Source organism: Sporosarcina sp. NCCP-2222 (genome assembly GCF_023168145.1).
Lineage (GTDB): Bacteria > Bacillota > Bacilli > Bacillales_A > Planococcaceae > Sporosarcina.
Map to the genome: position 1 here is coordinate 141,248 of NZ_BQYK01000005.1, position 18,789 is coordinate 160,036.

At 43.1% G+C, this 18,789-nt stretch carries 19 protein-coding genes; 3 read left to right on the forward strand and 16 right to left on the reverse strand.

The features are described from left to right. Positions 1–12: 12 nt before the first annotated feature. The 15 genes from NCCP2222_RS12535 to NCCP2222_RS20745 all read right to left on the reverse strand — a co-directional run bounded on the left by NCCP2222_RS12535 (position 13) and on the right by NCCP2222_RS20745 (position 14,955). The gene (locus NCCP2222_RS12535; RefSeq protein WP_248512692.1) at positions 13–825 is read right to left on the reverse strand and encodes a DUF817 domain-containing protein; all 813 of its coding nucleotides are present in this window, start codon (positions 823–825) and stop codon (positions 13–15) included. Next, positions 818–1,039, reverse strand: coding sequence for a helix-turn-helix domain-containing protein (locus tag NCCP2222_RS12540; RefSeq protein WP_207963815.1), 222 nt, complete (start codon positions 1,037–1,039; stop codon positions 818–820). The genes NCCP2222_RS12535 and NCCP2222_RS12540 overlap by 8 nt, the downstream gene beginning before the upstream one ends. A 10-nt stretch (positions 1,040–1,049) precedes the next feature. Continuing rightward, positions 1,050–1,532, reverse strand: coding sequence for a DUF2975 domain-containing protein (locus NCCP2222_RS12545; protein WP_248512693.1), 483 nt, complete (start codon positions 1,530–1,532; stop codon positions 1,050–1,052). A gap of 119 nt (positions 1,533–1,651) precedes the next feature. After that, positions 1,652–2,641 carry a polysaccharide deacetylase family protein gene (locus tag NCCP2222_RS12550; RefSeq protein ID WP_248512694.1) on the reverse strand — a complete coding sequence of 330 codons (990 nt, stop codon included), beginning with the start codon at positions 2,639–2,641 and terminating at the stop codon, positions 1,652–1,654. A 252-nt stretch (positions 2,642–2,893) separates the two neighbouring features. Beyond that, positions 2,894–3,748, reverse strand: coding sequence for an MBL fold metallo-hydrolase (locus NCCP2222_RS12555; protein ID WP_248512861.1), 855 nt, complete (start codon positions 3,746–3,748; stop codon positions 2,894–2,896). Then, the gene (locus NCCP2222_RS12560; RefSeq protein WP_248512695.1) at positions 3,711–4,793 is read right to left on the reverse strand and encodes a fumarylacetoacetate hydrolase family protein; all 1,083 of its coding nucleotides are present in this window, start codon (positions 4,791–4,793) and stop codon (positions 3,711–3,713) included. The genes NCCP2222_RS12555 and NCCP2222_RS12560 overlap by 38 nt, the downstream gene beginning before the upstream one ends. Positions 4,794–5,335: 542 nt before the next feature. After that, positions 5,336–5,482, reverse strand: a complete 147-nt coding sequence (locus NCCP2222_RS12565; protein WP_207963825.1) for a hypothetical protein — start codon at positions 5,480–5,482, stop codon at positions 5,336–5,338. A 525-nt stretch (positions 5,483–6,007) separates the two neighbouring features. After that, on the reverse strand, positions 6,008–6,343 hold the full coding sequence (locus tag NCCP2222_RS12570) for a hypothetical protein (protein ID WP_248512696.1): 336 nt from the start codon (positions 6,341–6,343) through the stop codon (positions 6,008–6,010). A 13-nt stretch (positions 6,344–6,356) separates the two neighbouring features. Beyond that, positions 6,357–8,321, reverse strand: coding sequence for a DUF6792 domain-containing protein (locus NCCP2222_RS12575; protein ID WP_248512697.1), 1,965 nt, complete (start codon positions 8,319–8,321; stop codon positions 6,357–6,359). A 28-nt stretch (positions 8,322–8,349) separates the two neighbouring features. Then, a complete protein-coding gene (locus NCCP2222_RS12580) occupies positions 8,350–9,042 on the reverse strand; it encodes a hypothetical protein (RefSeq protein ID WP_248512698.1) in 693 nt (230 codons plus the stop codon). Positions 9,043–9,817: 775 nt separating this feature from the next. Further along, positions 9,818–10,729 carry an acetamidase/formamidase family protein gene (locus NCCP2222_RS12585; RefSeq protein WP_248512699.1) on the reverse strand — a complete coding sequence of 304 codons (912 nt, stop codon included), beginning with the start codon at positions 10,727–10,729 and terminating at the stop codon, positions 9,818–9,820. 114 nt (positions 10,730–10,843) lie between these two features. Next, positions 10,844–11,560 carry a VCBS repeat-containing protein gene (locus NCCP2222_RS12590; RefSeq protein WP_248512700.1) on the reverse strand — a complete coding sequence of 239 codons (717 nt, stop codon included), beginning with the start codon at positions 11,558–11,560 and terminating at the stop codon, positions 10,844–10,846. A gap of 81 nt (positions 11,561–11,641) precedes the next feature. Further along, positions 11,642–12,955, reverse strand: a complete 1,314-nt coding sequence (locus tag NCCP2222_RS12595) for a hypothetical protein (RefSeq protein ID WP_248512701.1) — start codon at positions 12,953–12,955, stop codon at positions 11,642–11,644. 412 nt (positions 12,956–13,367) lie between these two features. Next, entirely contained in the window at positions 13,368–14,633 is a 1,266-nt protein-coding gene (locus NCCP2222_RS12600) for a mechanosensitive ion channel family protein (RefSeq protein WP_248512702.1), read from the reverse strand. Between the two features lie 199 nt (positions 14,634–14,832). Continuing rightward, positions 14,833–14,955 (reverse strand): hypothetical protein, encoded by a 123-nt coding sequence (locus NCCP2222_RS20745; protein WP_269135950.1) that lies wholly within the window; start codon positions 14,953–14,955, stop codon positions 14,833–14,835. A gap of 287 nt (positions 14,956–15,242) precedes the next feature. On the opposite strand from NCCP2222_RS20745, the gene NCCP2222_RS12605 reads away from it, so the two are divergent. Continuing rightward, entirely contained in the window at positions 15,243–16,967 is a 1,725-nt protein-coding gene (locus NCCP2222_RS12605; protein WP_248512703.1) for a transglutaminase domain-containing protein, read from the forward strand. A gap of 102 nt (positions 16,968–17,069) precedes the next feature. Here NCCP2222_RS12605 and NCCP2222_RS12610 read toward each other — a convergent pair whose 3' ends face one another. Further along, a complete protein-coding gene (locus tag NCCP2222_RS12610; protein ID WP_248512704.1) occupies positions 17,070–17,447 on the reverse strand; it encodes an SET domain-containing protein in 378 nt (125 codons plus the stop codon). 162 nt (positions 17,448–17,609) lie between these two features. On the opposite strand from NCCP2222_RS12610, the gene NCCP2222_RS12615 reads away from it, so the two are divergent. Both NCCP2222_RS12615 and NCCP2222_RS12620 read left to right on the forward strand, forming a co-directional pair. Further along, entirely contained in the window at positions 17,610–18,398 is a 789-nt protein-coding gene (locus tag NCCP2222_RS12615) for an EcsC family protein (RefSeq protein ID WP_248512705.1), read from the forward strand. Positions 18,399–18,472: 74 nt separating this feature from the next. Next, positions 18,473–18,789: hypothetical protein (locus NCCP2222_RS12620; RefSeq protein WP_248512706.1), on the forward strand; the 317-nt coding region annotated here is incomplete at its 3' end.

The following is an 18,789-nucleotide window of genomic DNA, read 5'->3' on the forward strand; positions in this document are numbered from 1 at the left end:
AGAGGGTGTTTGCTATCTTGAGATCTTTGCTTTCGTCTGTTTCAACGTCGCAACGATAAGAAAACTGACAATGACCAATAACAGCCATGAACTCACTTTCCCTAAGTGAACAAGGCTCCATGCTTCGGTTTGGTTTGGATATTGCCAAGCTCCGAAAAAAGTGGCGATGTTTTCAGCAACCCAGATGAAGAAACCGATCAGTATAAATGACAAGGCAATTGGCATCCGGTATTGCACCCTATTCACTTCATACGTCACCCACGACCGCCAGAAGACGACAATAACCAACGCAGCTAGCCACCAACGGATGTCCACCCAAAAATGATGCGTGAAAAAGTTCAAATAAATCGCCGCGCCTAATGGGATGACTAGAAAGGATGGCGGCCATTTCACCAGCTTCACGTCCAATCGCCGCCATGCCTGGCACAAGTAACTAGCCACACTGGCATACATGAATCCGCTATATAAAGGTACGCCTAGTATTTTGAAGTAACCTTCTTCCGGATATGACCAAGACCCCATATTCACCTTGAATATTTCTAAGGCTAGTCCAATCAAGTGGAAGAGCGTTATGACCTTCAACTCATCCTTTGTTTCCAGACCCGATCTCACCATCCACCACTGCATGAGAAGGAAGATGAGGAGCAGCCAATCATATCTCGGCAAAAAAGGAAGAGGAATGACTTGCGTAGCAGCAAGAGACCCAAAAATAACAACTGGGAACAAGCAGGACATCGCCTGCTCCCAGCCAAAACGGACAAGCTGCCGGATTGGCCTGCTTATACGCTTACCCCACGCGACTTCATATCTAGCTTCTTTAATCATCGGAACGACCCTCTGGCTCGTATTCCAATAAATCGCCCGGCTGGCAATCGAGCGCCTTGCAAATTGCCTCAAGTGTCGACAGCCGGATCGCTTTTGCCTTGCCGTTTTTCAAGATGGACAAATTCGCCATCGTAATCCCGACCTTTTCTGAGAGTTCTGTTACACTCATTTTCCGTTTCGCCAACATCACATCAATATTAATAATAATTGTCATATCATTCACCTCAGACTGTCAGATCATTTTCCGTTTTGATATGGATGGCTTCTTTCAACAGCTTCTGAAGCACAGCAGCGAATACCGAAACCACTATGGAGGCGAAAGCAATGACCATACCTATAACAATCAGACCGGGGGCGTCGTCCTTTTCAGCGATCAAATACAGTAGTGGCAAGCCGATAATATAGATCAGACAGATAGCCATTCCGCAGAATTTAATATTTCTCAAAGCACGAACAGCTACATCTGAAAACGCCAGGTTTCTATCAATCAACACCAACAAACGAAACGCTTGATATAGGGCGATATAAAAAGGGATGGCCGCAGCATATAAATCGATGAGAACTAAATACCTCAAGTATCCATGATCCGGATATAATTCCGCTGCAAACTCAGCTATATTGGGGACAAAAAAGATGCATAGCGCAAGTACCGGTATTCCCATTACTATAACTGCGACTTTTAAAAAGAGGGTGGAACCTCGTTTCATAAAAAAACACCTCACTTAGTTATCTTGAGATGATTATAAATAAATATTTATCGTTTTGCAATAAATATATATTGTTAAATCGCAATAATTATATAGAAAGCCAAAAAAGGAACCCCGCTTTAAGGATTCCTTTGCAGCTTCCCAATCTGTTCTGCCGCCTCTGCCATATTTGCACTTTGCATACCATATACTTGACGCATTTTATCTACATGTTGCAGTATTTCTTCTAAGACCATCAAGTTTTCAGCAGTATTCGTACCAAAATTATGCGGATGCCACCAAAGATGATAGATTTCCCTCTTCTCTGCCGCATATTCAATCGCCTTATTTATCCGTTTGAGGCGAAGCGGCTCGAAAACGTGCAGCATTGGATGATAGGGACGTAGAAATCTGCTTGAACGGAGGTTGATCGGCTCGTTGCTATTACTTCGCTCCATCCGGTAGGTGTGATGGCCAGTCAGATTAACATAGCAATCCATCAGACGAAGCACTCGCTTCCAGCTGCCTCTGCTCGCATAGCTGGTCGGTTCATAAAGCCAATTTTCTTCATTTCCACGATACGATTCAATTCCCGCCGCCTCGCATATTGGCAAATACCTAGGATTCACTTGGTTCCGTGGAAACACAAGAGAACGAATTGGTAATTCGTTCAGACATGGCACGCTCAATGCAGCTTCTAAATCCGCCTTAAATTGATCGGCCGTCTGCCCTTTTTCTAAACAGTAAAAGTGGGAGAAAGTATGGGTGCCAATCTCTTGATGCGGGACTTGCAAGATTTGCTGCACAATCGACTCGCCAAAATGGTAGGGATCCGTTTCCTCATTTCCCCCTATATTTGCTAGCTTTCCATAAGGGGAGAACCGCGGATTCTCGTAGCTCGGCTGAGTCATTGGCATATGAGTTTCCAGTGTCTCTTTTTCATCAAAACAAAGCATTCCGACTGTTGCCCACGTAGCATGTATATCGTATTTTTGAAATAGAGACAAGATCTCACCAATGGCCTTCCTACCGCCAAGCAGATGTTGGCCGTATTCCTGCAGCGTAAAAACATCATGCACGCCCCAGTTTAATTCAAAATCCAATGAAATGATGAATATGCCGCAATCCATCATTCCCTTCTCCTGTCTTTGTTCAGCAGCCTTTTTCTACCTGCCAAAATGATTCACATTTCGTTAATTGGATATGAACGGGCTCATCTAGAGTAGCTGGGGTTGTCATTTACAATGAAATAAACTTTCTAGAAAAACACCGTTCCTTCGAATTTGATAAGATAAATCTAGTAAATTCTAAATGCTTCAACCGCTCATAAAGGGCATGCTACTTTAAATGCGAGGGACATCACGTTTCCTTAGGTAATATTCTCATGCCTTTTTTTCATGTACATACCTATGATAAATTTCAGGATCATGCGAGGGAAGCATGACTATATCCAAATTATCCTCTTCTATTTGCTGCAACAGGGGAAATAGACTTTTATATTCCTGATTATTATAATGTGCAAACTTACTAATCCAACTCCCCCCAAGGTTTTCTCTGAAATTCTGGCGAACGTATACTGAGTCTGCAATAAGAAAATATCTTTTTCCCTTCAAACTGTTTACAAGTAATCCCATCTGACCGACAGCATGGCCAGGCAGAGGGACCAAGATCATTGACCCATCCTGAAACAAATCAACTGCATTAGGGAATGGTCCGTATGAGGTTTTGCCATTAAAATCAATTAGTTGTAACTGTTCAGGATCAATTCCATCGAATAACTCCTTTATATAAAAATTCTTAAACAAACGTAATGAAGACTGACGTGTAAAGTCCCATTCCTTCTTACTCACAATAATTCTTGAAGTAGGAAAGTCATGGATACCTCCAACATGGTCCACATGCATATGAGATAAAATAATTTGGACTTCGGCAGGATTGATATTCATGGCCCGCAACTGTTCCACGGCATTATCTTTTTTTGATATTTGCACTGGTGTAGCAAATCGTAATATGCGATAGGGAAAGGCATGGGTGACATCGAGAAATCGTGTCGAATAGCCAGTATCAAATAAAAAATATCCTTGCTTGGGATGTTTAATGAGAAAAAACAGAGCAGGTCCCCAAATCTTTTTCTTTGGAAACTTCTTTTTCAGCATATGTAAGGATGCCTTATAAAAGCCGGCATTCAATACGGTCAGTTCACATTGTGGCGTTCCCTTTGAAAAGGGCAATTTCATGGTCAACTTTAACTCCTCCTATGGGCGATACATATAAGTTTAAATCTGCTCTTTTCGCCCATCTGCAGATCTCCTTGCTCTCTAACGTGTTCGGTGTAAATTGAACAAGCGACCCTAACTTTTCGATGGAAATTTCAATACGTTCTGAAGGCAATAACCATTCCTCTGTTTCAATTGAACAACAATCAGGAATTGTTCCCATTCCTATAATTGTGCCTGGCAGTGGCCTAAAGATAGAATGAATCGCTTGAAGAACATCTTCTGGCTTCGCTGTATATTCTGATGTACTTCCCTTCCATTTGAATCGGTCCCCAATCCGGACTTCAACTTTTAAATTTAATGGATTGCCTACTTCCTCCGGGGTTACCAGGAAAGGCCCAATACCATTGCTGGCAGTGAAATCTTTGCACTTTCCTGGTCCTGTTAATCCCAAGAAGTCAGGTAATTGAACGTCTCGTGCAGAGCAATCATTAAAGATGACATAACCTGCAATTGAACTTCCGGCCCCTACTACGATACCAAGCTCTGGTTCGATGTCTAAATAGGATGTGTAGGATGGCCAATGAATGGTGTCCCCATCGCCAATGATGGCATTGTGATTGCCTTTATAGTAACGAAAATTTGGCGTTGTATACTCTCGCTGCAAGCGTCGATGAAGAGCAAAATTGATGATCTTATTTAAAGGCCATTTAACTTCTCTGTGCAACAGATTCTTTGCTGCATTTTGCAAATGCCTAGGGGATAAGCCGAAGTCCAGAAGAGCAGGTACCTTCGAGATAGGTGGCCGTAATCGTACATCCTTAAGTTCCGGCATCTCTCTGTCTGTAAATGAATCGATATGCTCGCTTGCATAATCGTATAATTCCTTTGCATATACCTCGCTCTCAGGCAGGTGTGTTACATATTGGTTAGCATCATCAAGAATGGTGATGTCTTTTCCTGTCTTTGACATGATGGTTGAAAAGGCGACAACAAAATTATTTGCAATAACTACACCAAACAAAGCGGTAGTATCATTATTTGTTTCAAATGTGACAAGCTTCATGGAATACCTCCCTCTTAAACAGAATTATACTTTAAATCTCAATGAATGCAAGTACATACTTACATTATTTCAATACCATTTCTCTATCACGTTTAGAAATGTCCGTGTTGACACATATTACTTTAGATCTTTTATGAGTTTCGAATGGAGGATGTCGTCGAAGAACCTTTGATCTCACAATCGTAATATGATTGAATCCCTGTTCTATACTCCTCAGGATGATCTGCAAGGCTCAAGACATCCCCTGCACCGCCATTGGCAAGTCTCATTTACTTGTTCTCACTTCTAAAAAGTAATGCCTTTTAGTGATTTTCCTTACTTTTCGTAAAGTCGACAACTTCTCCCGCCCCTAGATTAGGCTTCACGAGCTAAGTCAGCCTCCATGCCTATGTATTTTCACCATCTGGAATTATATTTCGTCCTCCTTTTTCCCAGTCGTTTCACGGAAAATGACGTCTCTGTGAGATAACGAAAATAAAGGGTGCTGAATTATTCAGCACCCTGCCTGACACAAAAAAGCACCGCCGAAACGGTGCGACTGCTTACTGATTATTATTTTCGTCTTGTCTTTGTTCGGACGGTTCTTCCGTCGGATCCGGTTCATTTTCATCGACACCATTACAACCAACTAGAAGCCCCGCAGATAAAAAAATAGAGGCAAGCGCGAAAACGCCTTTTTCCTTTTTCAATTTAATCCCTCCTTTTATCCTAGGTTGCTCCATTTTATTCTTAATATGTATAGAACTTATGTCTGTGCCAACCTTTCCTCAAGGGAACTTTAAACGATTCAACATTTTTCACTATAAAATCAACTCTCCACTGCATTTACAGCCTCCCGATTCTCCCTTTCGTTTTTTCTAAAGGTGCTCCTATAGATAAACTAACCCTCTACTACTAGGCACAAAAATACCCCGCCTGAAAATAGGCTGGGGTAGCATACTTTATGTTGAGTTAACTGGTAAACCTAAATGCATGAACCTCTCTGGAATGAATTCCCGAGCACCGACTAGACAATATGATAATTGACATTGTAGAGGTACGTCCAAGCGTGGATTAAGTTATCCATAAATATAGTATTGATCTATACTTCATTAACTACGTTAATATATGCGAAAAAATGTACTACATACGATCTTAATGTTGACGTGAATTATTCGGTAGCTTTCATCTTGGCATCAAAATACCGAAGAATCCCGCTCCATTTCCTAAATCTATTAAATACCGATCTCGTCAGGTTTTCGAATCCTATACGTAATCGTAATTGGCTGCGTCCCCATCGCGTTATACACCATGTCATACTGGAGAGTAGAATTGGCGACAGACATTTGTTGAAAATGAATGGCCAGAATCTGATTCGTCATTTGAGAGGTGACTTCCCGAATGGATGTCTCCACAATCTCCCCTTTCGCATAGTTCAGCTCTTCCTCGACTTGCATTTTAAGTTGTGTTGATAAGGCGCTCATTTGATCCAGCAATGCATTGATCGCTTCACCGCTCGGAATCATGTCCTCATCCTCTAAAAACTTAAAATCCATATAAATTTGTCCCATGGTACCCTCCCTATCAGCTTAGTTCAAAAATGGCCGCCACAAGTTCATCTTCCGAGAAGAACTCGAGGATTGCATTTTTCATATTATCAAAAAGGCGTCTGCCCTTTTCTATATCCTCCATGAAAAAACTCTGAATCCCATCAATGTCATTGACGATTCCGGGAGGCATGGGCGGAATTTTTTCATTAACCGAGATGCTGACCATTTCACGGTCACTGCTGCCGAGAAGGTAGGAGTAGGCATGAGGATTGGACTCCATCTCACTGATTTTATTCATCAAATCACGCTTTCTCCATTCGAACGGCTGCTCAAACCGTTCAACAAAGGTGCGTTGGATCTGTGTCAGCAACAACCTTTTCTCCTCGTAATTCGTAATTCCCATACGATATAGCCGGCTGGCAGAAGAAATATTGATTTCAATTTTCTCGGCTCCTCCACCACCTGCTGTCATGATGAGATCCTTGCCGGCATATTGTCGCGATGGATCGGCCAAGCCATTGATCAACGCTTCCAGGCCATGGGCTTCGAAGGAACCTCCTAGTGCATTGATCAGGTCCTTGCCTGTTTCCCATAATAGATACATATCTTCCGCTAACCCTTGCAGCTGGCTAATCAAAGCTTTCAATGCTTTCCAAGCTGTAATGAAACCTCGCAATGAAGAGAGATCAGCTTCATTGATCACAGCAATCAGCTTTAGGATATTCTCCGACTTTTCTTGGACTCTGCGTAAATAGTCAGAAATCCTTTTCCCTTCTTCACCACTCATAGAATCTGCAATGGTAATAAGGACTGGCAGTTGTTTCACCAATTCTTCCAGTCTCTCTTGGATCACGGGTAGATGGGCTTTTATTTCTTCAAAAGCGGCAGCTCGGACTACCATCTTTTTATTTCGATCACCTAACCAATATTTGGCGATATTTTTCAAATCAAGTTTTAGCTCTACTTCCGGATCACCGGTCAATAACAGACTCAAGTTCTCTAAAAATTTGTTGTCAATTCCTGTGGCAAAATGAAAGAGACCATCCATCCCTGCCTCCTCGTAATAGGGGGCAGCTTTTGCAAGATATTTTTGGAGGGACTGCAGTGATTTATCGGGTATCCTGCCTAGCACATCATGAAGGCTGGCCAAGTCAGGATTCGTATCGATGATATCTTCGGTGCCGAGGCGGATGAAGCCTCTTGTGAGATTAAGGGGATAAAGAGCATCTTCTTCAGATGTGACATGGTGGATTTTCTGGCCCATGTCTTTGTAATGTTCCAGTGCGAAATCTTGTAGTTTCTTTGGGTCCAAGTCGTACAGATCCTCAATCCTAAACCCTTTCAACCCGAACTCTGCGCGTATCTCTTTAAAAAATGCAGGATCATTGGCTGCCAGCTGGTACACAGTAGGTGCCGCATCGTTCATGACGACAACATTGTCAAACGGGACACCAAGCAACAACATCATCTGAATATGATTGCCGCCCAGGGAATGGCCGAGTCCATACTTCTTCAAAGAGGGGATCTCCTTTTTCCCGCTTTGCTTATCTACAAATTGATTGATCTCCTTGTTCGCCCATTCCTCAAATTCCATTGCATCCTGCAGCTGATCATTCACCTTTCCCGTAAAAATACCAATGCCATTATAGCTCCAGTCCATCGGCTTGCCGTCGGAACGGCCGCCAATCTCAGAACCTTCCGAACCCCTGGTGATGGTATAACTTTGATTAATCCCTTTGTCCGGATCATAAAAGTGAATAACCGTTCCATCGAAGCCACTGTCTCTGGATTTACAGTTCATGATGCCATCCGAATAATACAAATTGATGGTTTTGGGCGGTTCTTGGCCCGTTTCCTCAATATAGATCCTTCGAATATCCTCCTCAGAAATCGGAATAAATTTTCCGTCCTTATCCTTTTCTCCATATTCCAATTTAGTAATTCGAGCTTTGAGAATCTCAGAATCCAGAACCTCCCGCTGTTCATCCTTCTCCGCCATCACCTACCACCCCTTTCCCGGTCGAAAATTATTTATCAAACGTAACGGATTTGACAATCTTCCAAAAGTGATCCTCAATTTCTTTCGTATCGGCCTTACAGGTATTGGTCCAATCACTGCAATTGTGTTCATAGATGAGGGACAACGTCTTTTCACTTTCTTTGTCCTCGATGAAAGCCAAATAGGAATAGACAGGAACCTTCTCCTTGCCATCTTTCCCGCCGACCTCCGTAACAGCTTTTCCGAAATAATACCTATGATCATCGTCTTCCGATTTCTCATATTCCCCTTCAAACTTCATATACCTCGTCAACTGCCTTAAACCAGACTCCGTTCCCTCTCCATCCTCAAATTGACCTTGCACGCCATACGAAATGTTGGCCTTCTCGTCAATCCAGGAATAAAGAAACTGCTCCCACCCATCGTCACGTTTCATGTAATATGTCTCATCCAATGTCGCGGACACCGGAATCCAAACGGAATAAGCATCCGTCCACGTCCTCATCTCGTAAAACCCATCTTCCTTTTCCTGATCCGAAACGAGGAACGTCCTAGTATAGTGGTCCTGTACCGCCTCATGCTCAGACGTCACAACATCCGTCTGGGCACCCGTCTCTTTTTCTGCCGCACTGTTCGTATTTTTCTCTTCTTCCTTCATTCCTGTACACGCCCCTAATAAAAGAATCAATATTGCCGAACAAAAAACATGCCTTTTTTTCATAATGTGATCTCCCTATTGTGTACGTCATGTTCTCAGCTAACAGGTTTTGCTTTTTCATGCCGTCTATTCTTTCTGCCACTAACCTATGGTGGTCATTCATCGAACGTAACGGATGTAACAGTCTTCCAGAAGTGGCACTTTCATTGTGCAAGACATCCTTCTCTTTAACAAACTAATCCTAGTTTCAAATTTTATATAGTTACCTTCATAAATATCATGTAGACTCTCTAATGTCAAAATTATGCAACAATAGTTTTGAACTAGATAGGACTGCAATCATAGTCAGTGTTCTGTTTCCCTGCAACATACAAGAGTTTCCACATGTCTACCGATAAAAAAAGAGGAACTAATCTCCAGAAATCAGTGGTTTTCTTATGGAATATGTAGCTTTTGTATCATTTTTCACAAAACTGCCTAATAAAATAGTTTGATTTAAAGATAATAGTTACCAATAAGAGTGGATCATAAAAAGAACCTCTTGGCATATTAAAGACCAAGAGGTGTTGTGTTAATTGCTATTGTTCATTTACTAGTTTAAATAGAAACGAAATGATTGACGGTCAGTTCGAGTGAACACCTGTTAATTCTCATGGAGCGAACGCCAGTATATCAAAGTGAACGCCAGATTATCAAAACGAACGCCAGATTACCAAAACGAACGCCAGAATATCAAAACGAACGCCAGATTACCGAAATGAACGCCAGAATATCAAATCGCACGCCAGTAAATCCACAACTAGCACCCGCCACTTCTCACTAACGCCTGCCAGTACACTCATTCATTCTCAAATAATCTCACCCCATACGCCTCCAGCACCTGATGCGGGACGAAAAAGCGGACGGTCAGAAGAGGATCGACGACTTGGCTCACTTGGACTTGGCCGACGGCGCTGAGCAGCATCGTCAATTCGGCGAGGCTAAGGTCGATGCGGGCTGCCAAGAAATCTGCCGTCTCCTCCACGGCCACTTTCACTGCTTCGTCTAGTGTCTTCGCGGACACGAGGAAGGTGAATCCTTCATCGTTCACTAACAATGGGTGGGCAATCGTATGGCCTTTCACAACATCGAGTGTCACGGTTGCTTTGCCTGGCACTTCGATTCCGGATACCCCGATTTCTCCATCTCCCATGGCGGCATGGAAGTCCCCTAGCGCAAACAATGCGCCTTCCACAAATACCGGGAAATAGAGGGTTGCCCCTTCTGTAATGAGCTTCGTATCCATATTGCCTCCGTGTCGCCCTGGAGTGCCGCAAGAAATAGCCTCCGCTTCTGGTGCCACACCAATGACGCCAATCATTGGATTGAGCGGGAGCGCGAGCTTTTCATTGAAATGGGCTTTGCCATCTTGGATCGGAATGATTTTTGAAACCAGCTCTTCCAGTCGATGTCCCATTACCCCTAACTCAGGGCCAGTCGCCATGACGCCTTGCTCTCCAATCTCCAATTTTTCAATTGTCACCTTTAGCAGATCCCCTGGCATGGCACCCTCAATATGTATTGGCCCTGTCGCCGGATTAATGGCGTCCCAGTCGATTCCCCCAATTTTTGTATCCGCGGTTTGGACTTGATTTTGGAAACAGTCGTAGGTCTCGATCTCCACGGTCGTTCCCGGCTTCACTCGGATGACTGGCTCGTGTTCCTTACTAAAGGCATAAATGACTTTACTACAGTTCAATGTTTCTACCATATCGTTCTCCCCCTTGCTTGTACTATAACTAGTCTAGCAATTCTGCCAACTAAATGCTGTGAACTTGCTTTCCATGGTACACAAAAACCCCCTCGAGAGGGGGCATTGCTTGCTCTACATTGACGAACCATAAATAGCCAAGGACTGATCTTGGAGCCCAAATTGTTGGCCGTTCCATTTCAATGTATTTTGGATATATCCGAGACCATCCGCATGGTAGCGTCCTGCTATCTTTTGAAAGGCATAAAGCTCGTAGACGCCGTTTCCATCAAAGTCGATTGGATATAAGCCACTGAGTGGATCCACCCAGCCACTGATTGGCATCTTCAACTTACCATTCGCATCATAGATTTCATTCAAATATTCCGGATCTCGCAAGGACAAATCGATAAGATATTTGGTTTTATTGAAGTGGCTGATGACTTCCACTTTGTACTGATCTTGATATGTTACCTCGTACTGGTACTGCGAATTAACCACGTCTGAATCAAACAACAGACGGGGCATGTTTGAAATGAAGGAATAGATATAGTCAAAAGTCGTGGCTCCGCTGCCGCCCGACTGAATGGTAATGAAAATATCATCCACCCCATCACCGGTAAAATCTCCTAAAAACAATGACGGGTCATACCCCAAATCTTCCTTTAGAGGCATCCTATATAGATACCCGGTCGCCCCATCCTGGATGATCAGAGTCAGTTGCCGTATGATCGCGGCATTGCTCTCGGGCACCCCAGTAATGTAGACGTTGTCGGGAATTCTATCCCCGTTGACATCTCCCCGTGCGAATGCGACAATTCGTGGACTTTGCATTTGTGTGTTGGTCACCATTCGAGCTTCCCACCCAATTTTCAATGATGCCTTACTTTATGCCTTCCGCCATGGAGTTGTGAATGAAGTTTCCAACCAGCATCACTTTCTCTTGCCCGGGTCTCCCCGCAATTGTCTTCGGTTCTCGGCAACAATCCGTTCGAAATAGGATAACTCTGCTACTTCTTTTGTTTCTTCTGGTTCTTCTGTCTTCACAGATGGTGTTGTTGGTCCCATAGCTTTCGTTTGAACCGTTTCTTCTCGTTTCACAGGTTCTTGAAGTGGCTCTACCTTTTTGATTTCTTGAGAATCCAGCTCCTTCTTAAGAGGGATATCTACTTCCTGCAAATCCCTCTCTCTCTTACGAGGGGCACTTGCCCTTGCCTGTGGTACCAACTCTTTCTCAAGTCGGTTCATTGCCATTTTTCGAGGCTCCGGCTCTTTCGGGACACTTACCGTTTCGATTGGTTCCGGCTGTCTCATACGCGGTTCACTTGCCACTTTATGCGGCGCCGACTCTTTCTTTAGATGAACACTTGCTTCTTCCTTCAGCTCCAGCTCTTTCTTTAGCGGCACTCTTGCCATCGGCTGCGGCTTGCGTTCTTTCTCGACCGGGATACTTGGTGCTTCTTTAAACAAATTCTTAAGCAAGATACTAGCTTCTCTCCCTGACGCTTGCTGTCCAGCAGGCGTGCCGCTTTGATTAATATTAATAATTCCCTCCAAATCCGAATACCACAAGTGCATGTCTTTTAATAGCACATTGTATCTAGGCAATTTCTTGGATAGTGGATTGTAAGGTTCATTGAAAAAATGGATTGGGATGAATGGATACTTTTCATCTGCTAGTTGAATAACCAATTCCATAAGTTTTACATGATTTTTTTGACCTTCACTCATCTCAATGGGAGGAAGCTTCGCAATGAATGTATGCAAAGGCTCTTTCACAGATTTGCATGTGGACATTTCGACTGAACGATTTTCCACTACAGCCACCGCTATAAGATCCGAGAATAAATAAGTGAGTAACCTATACCGCATCCCGATCTTTGGTTTGTCCAACGGTTTTCCGTTGTCATCTTCTGCAATCCATATATAGATCTGCTTGTGTTCATTATCTATAGAAAGTCTAGTCAATACATCAGATGAAATAATCGTTGGCACCTTTTCCACATCTGCGATTTCTCTATTTAATGAAAGAAGAGTTTCCTTTTGTTTTGCTATATTACGATCCTCTACTGTCTTCGAATGTCCTAGGAATCCGAGTCCAATAAAAAAGATAAATACAGAAAGAAGAAATCCGATAAAGCCAAATCCTTTTATGAATGCGTATATGGAGAAGCCTATCGCAAATATAGGAAGCAAGCAGCCAATCCCCGTTAACATTTGTGTCATCTTTGTAGAAATAATCCCCAACCCCCTTGAAAAACGTCAGCATGTCGTCTAATATGCTAGTAGTTTACCAATGAAAGGAGAGTGTTTCCATAGAAAAACCTCTCCTCAATAAGGAAAGGTCGATGTTCTCTATGAAGATGGCGTCTCAGGACAACAGAGTCGATAAGACTTACCGATAACACTATACTGGAAACGGATGGACGGAATGCCCGCCATTCTCCCATTGAAATCCAGTACAACCGGAGATAAAAATTGCCCGATGTATATCATACTCGATACAATTAAAATCACCCGGTCGCTAAGGGAACAGGTACTTTGTCATTATGAGCGGAAAGACGATGCCTCGCCCGAATCCGACAAAACAAACACTTACTAGACTAATAGGAATCGAGTGGCTCATGGAGAGGACTCCAAAAGCTTTTGATAAAAAATCTTATTCTACATCCGACTTCAGTTCCAATTTTTCTGCCCGCTCTGGAAGCCATTTGAAATCGCTGCCTGTCGGGTTTTGGAAGACGCGCAATCCAAATTCACCGGCGACGGCAAATAAGTGATCGAAAATATCGGCTTGCACCGTTTCATAATACGTCCATTGGGTGCTGTTCGCAAACGCATAAATTTCAATCGGCAGCCCATTCTCTCCCGGTGCGAGCTGACGGACCATTAATGTCATTTCCTGATGGATACCTGGATGCCGCCGGAGATATTGCTGGATGTATTCACGGAACACACCAATATTCGTCAACGCTCTCCCATTGACTCGGTTGCTGCGGTCAACTTGATTGAGCCGATTGTATTCCTTGATTTCGGTTTCACGCACTACGAGATAATCCTTCAAGAAATGGATGCCTTTGTAGTGCTCAATCATTTCATCCGTGCAAAACATGATGCTGGATGTATCGATGTACAATGCACGTTTAATGCGTCTGCCCCCGGATTCTTGCATCCCCCTCCAGTTGATGAAGGAATCCGAAATAAGCGCATAGCTCGGAATCATCGTTACCGTCCGGTCAAAATTCCGCACCATCACCGTATTCAATGAGATATCAATGACATCCCCATCGGCCCCGTACTTCGGCATTTCAATCCAATCCCCGACCCGGACCATATCCGTCGCGGATAACTGAACGCCCGCCACTAGCCCTAACAAGGAATCTTTGAACACTAACATGAATACAGCCGACAGCGCCCCGATCCCGCTTAGCAGAATTACCGGGCTTTCTCCCACCAGATTGGCAATGACCAAAATGGTTCCAATAATGATCACAATAATTTTTGCTACTTGAACATAGCCTTTAATCGGCTTGGATTTTGAAATCTCATACGTTTGATAAATATCGTTAAAGACACTTAGCAAACGATTAATTACGCTGAACGCCACAACCATCATATAGGTGATCGCCAATGTTTCAATTACCTTCTGATAGGTTGGAAAGGCGGACGCAAAATAATACACAATGATGGCAGGAACGAAATGAGACAGCTTATGGAACACCTTCCGCTCCAACAGCACATTGTCCCAACGGAATTTATTCTTTCTCACAAAGTGGGTGATCAATCGGATGACGACCTGTTTTGATATGATATTGGCCAGAATACAAAGCAGTGTAACAATTAATACAAGGAGAACCGCAGCGAGCAGGTCAGCCCAAGCCGGGTCCACGCCGTACCCTAGAAGCCGGTTTCGTAAAAAAATCATTAAATCCCTCCGAACTGCAAAGAACTGATTAGCTTATGTATCGGGCTCATTATAACAGAAATTCCGAGTCCTCTCTTTTGGCAGCTATCCTTATATAACTATCCTTCTTGAAAGAAACTTATGCCGACTACGAAAGAGGATCTTACTGTTTTTCATTATATAAAAAAACCGCAACTACATTCGTTGCGGCTCGATCGGTTTAGTTTGTGTAAGACAAGATGGCATTTCTGCCAAAATGCTTCATGGCTTGGATCGCTTCTACTTTTTGTGCATATTCATAAATCCGTACGCTTTTCTGCTCGAACAATGTGATAACCCACATGATAGTTCGCTCCTTTTAGAGTATAGTTATTTGCGTTTCATGGATACCTGTTGTCAATGTCTCTTACTATCTTCATCATACACCCTTTTCTTCGAAAATAAATGCCCTTGTGAAGGAGTTCACAATTCATTCAAACTCAAACGCTTACATTTGAATAATTTGTGAATTGTGAGCTTTTCCTCTTTTCAAATGTTTATCTTTTTCAGACACCAAACTAGGTAATCGGAGAATTAATTTGAAACTACTGATATACTGTGTCTATCTAAATATGTCATAGGAGGAATCCAATGTCTAAACGCCAAGCTCGCGGTTGGCTTATCTCACTCCTTTTTTTACTTTTACTAGGGGCATGCTCGAAGGAGTCTGCACCTCCTGAAAAGGATACGCAACCAACAGCTGAGCAACAGAAAGAGCAGGAAAAAGAGAAGGAAAATGAATTTGAGGCTGCGGTGACAAAGAAAAATACAGAACTTGAATCCTCACCTTTGGAATTGACAAGTTATGCCGAAGAAGTGGGTGCGACGTTAGCAGAACCCACTCATACTAACTTTGCAGTCAATGAATTTGTCACGATTGAAGGAACTGTAGAACAGCATGATCAATTACAAGAACACTATGTATGGATTAAGATTCAGTTTTCGGGAGATTCCATTACAGACACCTACCAAGAATTCTTTACACCAATAACAAATGGGACATTCAAACAAGAGGCGGTACTCTTTAATGGAGAAGGTGAATATCGAGTAACTGTACTCCTTCCAAGTAAAACTCAATCTAATTACTACTATGACCTAGCAGACTTCAAAGTGTTCAACGTAAATCCAAAGATACAACGAGACATGACGTTTACTCCCTTTGCTCAAGAAGCCGGGTTGAAGATAAAAGATCCGGATAGTGGATACATGAAGGGCAATAAAGTTTTTACACTTACAGGAACAATTGATCCAACGAACGACGATAAAAATCTACTTATGATAGAACTCACTAAGGACACACAAACTTGGAAACATATCATCCCCATTAAAAATGGTGAATTCTCGTATGATATTCCTCTATTTTATGGAAAAGGCGTACACAAATTAAAAGTCTATGTTCCGGACAAGGAAAGAGATAACTATTACCAGGATGGTACCGTCCTATATATCGATAACGAGTCAGACCTTGTGTCAGAGCCCATCATTTATATGACCACCTATGAAGAACGTGGGGTCCATCTAATATCTCCTGCTTATGGTGGTGAAGAAACCGATTTGACATATCGAATAAAGGGAACCATCGATAAAGATGCTCCATTTGCAAAAGAAACAACGCATCTTTACATTTCAACGAAAAAGGATGGCGAAGAGGCACTCGAGGTGATTCCAGTCGAACACTATCAATTTGATGACGAATTCTATTTACGATTCGGTCCAGGAACATACGAAGTAACGGTAAGTGTTCCGGAAATAAAAGAAAAGAAGAGCGACAGGTTTTATTATTATAATGTAGCTCAATTCTCCGTAACCAATACTGCAAAGGATCAACGTGATTTATTGCCATCTCGTGGGGTTCAATCTGATTCTCCGAAAATCATTTCAATTGCCAATGAGCTGATGAAGAATTCAATGACAGAGCGAGAAAAAGCCAAAGCAGTTTATGAGTATACGGCCAAATCCATAGCCTATGATGTAGATAAGTTGAAGAATAGCGACTTTGAGTGGGATGATAGTGCATTGAAAGTACTCGAATTGCAAACGGGGATTTGCCAAGATTACACGTATCTTGCTATTGCCCTGCTGCGAGCAGGCGGCATGGAAGCACGTTATGTGGCAGGGACAGCAGGAGCCGGTTTTAATTATTCCCGCCACGCCTGGGTAGAAGTGAAGGTAGATGGCGAATGGCTGACTATGGATCCCACATGGGGCGCGGGGTACATTGAAAAAGATAAATTTGTCGCATACTATAATGAGGATTATTTTGAACCGAATGCGGAAGCATTTAAAACGCACACTCGGCACGGTGTACAGTACTAATACAGCAAGACAGAGAAAAACGTCAACTTTTACAATGAAGTTGACGTTTTTTCATAAAGAGGCTTTACATCGAAGTAGTTGGCATTCATTCAGAACACCAGCCTACTCCTTGTCAAACCAAAGTTTTTCTTGATCTTCTTCGTCACCGTTGTAATTAATCAAAATCTCTTCGCCCGCTCTAATATCCGTATACGCAAAAAAATCAAACGTATGCTTGTCAAATCGAATCTCATACGTCGCATTCGGCTGATAGGAATGATTGAAAAGCATTCCGTAACCAAGCAGGATTGCGGTATGATTAATGCCATATTCAAAAGCATAATCAGCCAGAATCGTTTGTTCAATGTGTTGATGTTGGTCGTTAGGATAAGCAATTACAGGAGCTTCATGCAACAAAGTCCCTTTTTTAATATCACAAGTCGCGAATACTCCCCTGTTAAATTCTCCATCACTTATCGTAGATGTTTTCACTTCAATCATGCTGTTCACCCGCCTTACAATAAAATTCACTTGCTAACTATAACATTAATTTACACATGGCGTCCTTTTATTTACTCTTCTTTGCCCTCTTTTACATGGAAATGAACCTTTACGAAAGTAAATACGTATTACTATTATCCATACAAATCGGAGGAGTGCGCAATGACGGAATCACAAGAGTGGTTAACGAAAGAGTTAGGCAAGGTTGAGGACTGGGAAAAGGATCAGAAGGATTTATGGTTTTGGGAGAAGCTCGGCAGGCTCCCGTTTAAACTATTGGATAAATGGACACCCGCTTTCATTCAATCCAAAATCGGAACGCTTCTAGACGAACTCGGTCAATATATTCAAACCGGAGGCAGCTATTTAAGCTCCGTTTCAAAGCTCCCTTCTTACTTTCCGAATCAGTCCGTGGCTACACTGGAACAGGTAAAGCATTTACCTATCGCAACGATGGATGAGGCGGTAGACAAAATTACGGTAAATAGAAAAAAGCTAGCTACGCTTCAAGGGGCAAGCACAGGGGTTGGCGGCATCTTTACATTATCCATCGATATCCCGCTCTTGCTTGGACTGCAAATCAAAACCTTGCAGGACATCGCCATTTGTTACGGTTTTGATCCGAATGACAAAGAGGAACGTATTTTTGTCGTGAAATGCATGCAATTCATTGCCGCTGACATCGTCGGAAAGGAAGCTATCTTGGCGCAACTCTCCCAATTTGATTCGCAAGAGGAGATGAAGCGGGAAGTCCTTTCAGAATTGCAAGGATGGCGCGAAGTCGTATTTTCGTATCGAGATCAATTCGGCTGGAAGAAGCTGTTTCAAATGATTCCTATTGCAGGACTTGTCTTCGGCGCCTTCACAAATCGCGCTGCCTTGCAGGATCTCGCGGAAACCGGGAAGATGCTGTACCGCAAAAGACGGATTTTGGAAAGATTGAATTCGTGAGGAATTAACTTCTCTTTTTTCAACTTTTCGGCTCGATTTATTGGTGTTCGGCCGGAGGTATTGGCGTTTGGCCTGTGTTATTGGCGTTCAGCCCGATATTCTGGCGTTCAGACCAGGGTTCTGGCGTTCGTCCCGATATTCTGGCGTTCAGACCAGGGTTCTGGCGTTCAGACCAGGGTTCTGGCGTTCGTCCCGATATTCTGGCGTTCAGACCAGGGTTCTGGCGTTCATCCCGATATTCTGGCGTTCAGACCAGGGTTCTGGCGTTCGTCCCGATATTCTGGCGTTCAGCCCATGATTCTGGCGTTCGTCCCGATATTCTGGCGTTCAGACCAGGGTTCTGGCGCTCGTCCCGATATTCTGGCGTTCAGATCAGGGTTCTGGCGTTCAG

Excerpts from the sequence above, each read along its gene's own strand:
- NCCP2222_RS12535 (WP_248512692.1), bottom strand. The coding sequence starts at position 825 with ATGATTAAAGAAGCTAGATATGAAGTCGCGTGGGGTAAGCGTATAAGC.
- NCCP2222_RS12540 (WP_207963815.1), bottom strand. The coding sequence starts at position 1,039 with ATGACAATTATTATTAATATTGATGTGATGTTGGCGAAACGGAAAATG.
- NCCP2222_RS12545 (WP_248512693.1), bottom strand. The coding sequence starts at position 1,532 with ATGAAACGAGGTTCCACCCTCTTTTTAAAAGTCGCAGTTATAGTAATG.
- NCCP2222_RS12550 (WP_248512694.1), bottom strand. The coding sequence starts at position 2,641 with ATGGATTGCGGCATATTCATCATTTCATTGGATTTTGAATTAAACTGG.
- NCCP2222_RS12555 (WP_248512861.1), bottom strand. The coding sequence starts at position 3,748 with ATGAAATTGCCCTTTTCAAAGGGAACGCCACAATGTGAACTGACCGTA.
- NCCP2222_RS12560 (WP_248512695.1), bottom strand. The coding sequence starts at position 4,793 with ATGAAGCTTGTCACATTTGAAACAAATAATGATACTACCGCTTTGTTT.
- NCCP2222_RS12570 (WP_248512696.1), bottom strand. The coding sequence starts at position 6,343 with ATGGGACAAATTTATATGGATTTTAAGTTTTTAGAGGATGAGGACATG.
- NCCP2222_RS12575 (WP_248512697.1), bottom strand. The coding sequence starts at position 8,321 with ATGGCGGAGAAGGATGAACAGCGGGAGGTTCTGGATTCTGAGATTCTC.
- NCCP2222_RS12580 (WP_248512698.1), bottom strand. The coding sequence starts at position 9,042 with ATGAAAAAAAGGCATGTTTTTTGTTCGGCAATATTGATTCTTTTATTA.
- NCCP2222_RS12585 (WP_248512699.1), bottom strand. The coding sequence starts at position 10,729 with ATGGTAGAAACATTGAACTGTAGTAAAGTCATTTATGCCTTTAGTAAG.
- NCCP2222_RS12590 (WP_248512700.1), bottom strand. The coding sequence starts at position 11,560 with ATGGTGACCAACACACAAATGCAAAGTCCACGAATTGTCGCATTCGCA.
- NCCP2222_RS12600 (WP_248512702.1), bottom strand. The coding sequence starts at position 14,633 with ATGATTTTTTTACGAAACCGGCTTCTAGGGTACGGCGTGGACCCGGCT.
- NCCP2222_RS20745 (WP_269135950.1), bottom strand. The coding sequence starts at position 14,955 with ATGTGGGTTATCACATTGTTCGAGCAGAAAAGCGTACGGATTTATGAA.
- NCCP2222_RS12605 (WP_248512703.1), top strand. The coding sequence starts at position 15,243 with ATGTCTAAACGCCAAGCTCGCGGTTGGCTTATCTCACTCCTTTTTTTA.
- NCCP2222_RS12610 (WP_248512704.1), bottom strand. The coding sequence starts at position 17,447 with ATGATTGAAGTGAAAACATCTACGATAAGTGATGGAGAATTTAACAGG.
- NCCP2222_RS12615 (WP_248512705.1), top strand. The coding sequence starts at position 17,610 with ATGACGGAATCACAAGAGTGGTTAACGAAAGAGTTAGGCAAGGTTGAG.